The sequence below is a fragment of the Burkholderia sp. Ac-20344 genome (assembly GCF_017104975.1).
Lineage (GTDB): Bacteria > Pseudomonadota > Gammaproteobacteria > Burkholderiales > Burkholderiaceae > Burkholderia.
Map to the genome: position 1 here is coordinate 1 of NZ_JAAGPP010000291.1, position 4,523 is coordinate 4,523.

Here is a 4,523-nt window from a genome sequence, read left to right on the forward strand (position 1 = left end):
CGGCGAGCGCGGCCGCGTACGGTGCCGGCAACACGAGCGGCGCGGCCCGTGCGCGCCAGCGCAGACGGCGCCAGACCATCGACACGAGCCCGCCGGCGATCGCGCCGACGAGCCCGACATGCAGGCCGGAGATCACGACCAGGTGGCTCGTGCCCGTGTTGCGCAGCACGCGCCAGTCGTCGTCGCCGATGCCCGACTGGTCGCCGATCGCGAGCGCGGCGACGATGCCGCGATGGCCGGCGTCACCGCCAAGCGTCTCGCCGATACGCGCCCGCAGCGCGTCGCGCAGCCGATCGATCGATGCACGCCATCCCGATGCGCGTGCATCGAGCCATTCCGCCCGCCGGGGCGCGCTGACATAACCGATCGCGCGAATGCCTGCGGCAAGCCATGCCGCCTCGCTGTCGCGCACGCCGGGATTGGCCTCGGCATGCGGGCGCTTCAGGCGCACGACGAAACGCCAGCGCTGTGCGGCGCGCAGATCGGGAAGGGGGTCGCGTGTCGCCGATGCGCCATAGGCGCGCCACGACAGCCGGATCAGCGGCGGAAAACGGGCGAGCCCCGCATCGTTCGACTCGACCGCGAACAGCAGCCGCGCGCCGGTCTCGTCGACCACCGGCAGCCCTCGAATCACGCCGGTGACGACGATGTCGCGCCCTTCCCACTCGACGGGCAGGCTGTCGTCCAGCCGCCATTCGGCCCGCGCGGCCGCGTAGCCGAACCCGACGACGCAGGCCGCGACCGCACACAGCATCCATCCGCACGCGACGGTCGTACGCGTGCGCCGGCGGCGCATACACCACGCTCCCATTGCCACGCAGCCCACGAGCACGGCCGCACCGGTCGTCCATGCGAGCGCACCCGGCAACGCCGCCTGCCGCTGCAGCACGACCACGCCAAGCGCGAACGCGATCCACCACACGCGCATCGCCCCTCCTCGTCGAATCGGCGCCGCCATGACGAATGCGGCGCCTTCCGGGAACGATTATGCGGACGAAAGGGCGAGTCGCGGCAACGCGGCGAGCGCGTTAGCCGAAGTGCATAGGGACACCGCTCCGGCGTCGAGCCCGCGCAGTTCGGCGAGCACGTCGCCGATGCGCGGCACCTGGTCGGGCGTATTGCGGGATTTGTATGCCCATTCGGGGGCGATGTCGGGTGCGTCCGTCTCGACGACGATCGCATCGAGCGGCAACTGCGCCGCCAGCCGGCGGATCTGCAGCGCGCGCGTGAAGGTCACGTTGCCGCCGAAGCCGAGATGCAGCCCTTGCGCGAGATACGCTTCGGCCTGCTGGAAACTGCCGTTGAACGCATGCGCGATGCCGCGCCGCACGCCGGAACGGCGCAGCCCGGCGAGCACGCGATCCTGCGACTTGCGCACGTGGCACAGTACCGGCAGGTCGAATTCGCGCGCGAGTTTCAGCTGCCCCTGGTAGAAGAATTGCTGCCGTGCTTCGTCGAGCCCCGGCACGAAATAGTCGAGGCCGATCTCGCCGATCGCGACGAAGCGCGGATCGTCGAGGCTCGCCTCGATCTCCATGCGCAGCAGGTCGAGATCCTCGTCGCGTGCGCGCGGCGTGTACATCGGATGGATGCCGAGCGCATAGACCGCGCCCGGCGTGCGTTGCGCGAGCTCGCGCACCGTCGTGAAATTGTCGCGCCCGACGCTCGGGATCACGATGCGCGACACGCCGGCCGCGCGCGCCGCCTGCGTGACCGCATCGCGGTCGGCGTCGAACTCGGCGGCATCGAGATGGCAGTGCGTGTCGATCCACATGGCGGCAGTCCTGCGCCCTGGCGCCGCACCGGGATGAACCGGGCAGCCCCAAGCGCGTTCGCTTCTTACACCGGCAGCGCCGGCTCCTCGTGCAGCACGCCGTCGCGCAGCCGCATGATGCGGTCGCAGCGCGCGGCGAGATCGGGATCGTGCGTGACGATCACGAAGCTCGTTTCGAGCGTCTCGGACAGTTCGAGCATCAGGTTGAACACCGTATCGGCCGTCGTGCCGTCGAGGTTGCCGGTCGGCTCGTCGGCAAGCACGCACGCAGGCTTCGTGACGAGCGCACGCGCGATCGCGACGCGCTGCCGCTCGCCGCCCGACAGCTCGCCCGGCCGGTGCTTCGCACGCGGGCCGAGACCGACGCGCTCGAGCATCGCCTGCGCCTGCTCGCGCGCGTCCTCGGTCGTCATCCGGCGGATGCGCAGCGGCATCGCGACATTGTCGAGCGCGGTGAACTCGGGCAGCAGGTGATGGAACTGGTAGACGAAGCCGAGCGCACGGTTGCGCAATTCGTTGCGCTCGCGCTCGGCGAGCTGCGTGAACGGCTTGCCGAGCAGCGACACCTCGCCCGCGCTCGGCTCGTCGAGCCCGCCCAGCACGTGCAGCAGCGTGCTCTTGCCGGAACCGGACGCACCGACGACCGCGAGCTTCTCGCCGCGCCGCACCGTCAGCTCGGTATTGTTGAGCACCTGCACGTTGAAGCCGCCCTGCACGAACGCCTTCGTGATCCCGCGCGCCTGAAGCACGTATTCCTGCATACCTGCCGAATCCTGTCTGTTGTGTTGTCGTGAATCCGCAAATGCGATCGCGCGATCATTCATAGCGGAGCGCCTCCGCCGGCTTCACCTTCGCACCGCGCCAGCTCGGGTAGAGCGTCGCGACCGCCGACAGCGCGAACGCGATCAGCCCGATCCGGATCACGTCGCTCGCGACGAGTTCGGACGGCAGCTCGCTGATGAAGTACACGGACGGCGGCAGGAACTGCACGCCGAACAGGTGCTCGATCATCGGAATCAGCCACGGGATGCTCCACGCGATCAGGCAGCCGAGCGCGACGCCCGACGCCGTGCCGACGAAGCCGATCGTCACGCCCTGCACGACGAAGATCTTCATGATCGACCCCGGCTGCGCGCCGAGCGTGCGCAGGATCGCGATGTCGGCCTGCTTGTTGGTCACCGTCATCACGAGCGACGACACGAGGTTGAACGCGGCCACCGCGATGATCAGCGTGAGGATGATGAACATCATCCGCTTCTCGATCTGTACAGCCGAGAACCACGTCTTGTTCTGCTGGGTCCAGTCACGGATGTACAGGCTGCCCGACAGCGTATGCGACAGCTCGACTGCCACCTCCGGCGCCTTCTGCATGTCCTTCAGCCGCAGCCGCACGCCGGTCGGCGCGGCCATCCGGAACAACGCCTCGGCATCGCGGATGTTGATCATCGCGAGCGTGCTGTCGTATTCGTAGTGCCCGGACTCGAACACGCCGACGACCGTGAACTGCTTCAGCCGCGGCATCATGCCGGCCGGCGTGATCGACCCTTCCGGCGCGACCAGCGTGACCTTGTCGCCGACCGTCACGCCGAGGTTGCCGGCGAGCGCATCGCCAAGCACGATGCCAAACTGGCCCGGCACCAGCGCAGCCAGTTGGCCTGCCTTCATGTCCTTGCCGATGTCCGACACCTGCGGCTCGAGCGCCGGCTCGACGCCGCGCAGCATCACGCCGCTCACCGCGTCCTGGCGGGTGAGCAGCGCCTGCGCGTCGACGTACGGCGCCGCGCCGATCACCGACGGATTGCGGCGCGCTTCCTGCGCGGTCAGTTGCCAGTCGGGCATCGAGCCCGTCGGCGAGAACACCTCGACGTGCGCGAGCACCGACAGCATGCGGTCGCGCACTTCCTTCTGGAAGCCGTTCATCACCGACAGCACGACGATCAGCGCCGCGACGCCGAGCGCGATCCCGAGCATCGACACGAGCGCAATGAAGGAAATGAAGCCGTTACCGGTCGTGCGTTTGCCGGCGCGCGTGTAGCGCCAGCCGATCTGCCATTCATACGGAAGTTTCAAGCGAATCCTTTCTGCTGGTTACGGCGGGGAGGCGCCCCGCGGCCGGACCGCCGCCCGGTGGCGGCCACCGGCCCGGGCACGGTCGAAAAACGGCCGCCGGACGCGAACGGGCCGTCAGCCGGCCCGATCACGCGCGCAGTTTGCCATACAATGCGCACCATCATGCACGACCGACGCCTCCATTTTCTCGTTCCGTTCGCGCTGCCGTCGGCGGCCGATGCGGCCTCGTCCCTGCACACGCTGGACAGCCCCGCGCTCGAAAAGTTGCTCGCCCGCGCCAGCCTCGTCGAGCGCGTGGCCGGCGAGGACTTCCAGCGCACGCTGCCGCACGAGCGCTGGCTGGCCCGCCAGTTCGGCGCGACCCAGGGCAACGCCGCGGACGAGGCGCCGCTCGCGCCCTACATGCTGCTGGCCGACGGCGGCGAACCCGGCGCGCACGCGTGGGCCTGCGTCGAGCCCGTTCACGTCGAAATCGCGCACGATCACCTGGTGCTCGTCGATCCGGCGGCCCTCGCGCTCGACGACGGCGACGCGGCCGCGCTGCTCGCGGTCGCGCGGCCCGGCCGCTGCGCTTCGTGATCCAGGAGCATCACGCACGGCGGCTGCACTACGACTTCCGCCTCGAGCTCGACGGCACGCTGAAGTCATGGGCCGTGCCGAAGGGGCCGAGCGTCGACCC

The 4,523-nt window shown here is 69.5% G+C and carries 4 protein-coding genes and 2 pseudogenes; 2 read left to right on the top strand and 4 right to left on the bottom strand.

Translation table 11 applies throughout. The features are described from left to right. The 4 genes from G3N64_RS38330 to G3N64_RS38345 all read right to left on the bottom strand — a co-directional run. A partial coding sequence (locus G3N64_RS38330; RefSeq protein WP_205788783.1) for a ComEC/Rec2 family competence protein occupies nucleotides 1–928 on the bottom strand: 928 nt, incomplete at its 3' end. 57 nt (nucleotides 929–985) lie between these two features. After that, the gene (locus tag G3N64_RS38335) at nucleotides 986–1,774 is read right to left on the bottom strand and encodes a TatD family hydrolase (RefSeq protein ID WP_205788784.1); all 789 of its coding nucleotides are present in this window, start codon (nucleotides 1,772–1,774) and stop codon (nucleotides 986–988) included. Nucleotides 1,775–1,839: 65 nt separating this feature from the next. Next, entirely contained in the window at nucleotides 1,840–2,535 is a 696-nt protein-coding gene (gene lolD / locus G3N64_RS38340) for a lipoprotein-releasing ABC transporter ATP-binding protein LolD (protein WP_034174517.1), read from the bottom strand. Nucleotides 2,536–2,590: 55 nt separating this feature from the next. Next, nucleotides 2,591–3,844, bottom strand: a complete 1,254-nt coding sequence (locus G3N64_RS38345) for a lipoprotein-releasing ABC transporter permease subunit (RefSeq protein ID WP_205788785.1) — start codon at nucleotides 3,842–3,844, stop codon at nucleotides 2,591–2,593. 150 nt (nucleotides 3,845–3,994) lie between these two features. Here G3N64_RS38345 and G3N64_RS40100 point away from each other — a divergent pair. Together G3N64_RS40100 and G3N64_RS40105 are read left to right on the top strand one after the other, a co-directional pair. Then, nucleotides 3,995–4,405 (top strand): annotated as a pseudogene (locus G3N64_RS40100) (regulator); the annotation flags it as partial. Next, nucleotides 4,387–4,523 (top strand): annotated as a pseudogene (locus G3N64_RS40105) (DNA polymerase ligase N-terminal domain-containing protein); the annotation flags it as partial. The pseudogenes G3N64_RS40100 and G3N64_RS40105, both read left to right, overlap by 19 nt.

Coding starts and splice junctions, on each gene's coding strand:
- G3N64_RS38335 (WP_205788784.1), bottom strand. CDS start 1,774: ATGTGGATCGACACGCACTGCCATCTCGATGCCGCCGAGTTCGACGCC.
- lolD (WP_034174517.1), bottom strand. CDS start 2,535: ATGCAGGAATACGTGCTTCAGGCGCGCGGGATCACGAAGGCGTTCGTG.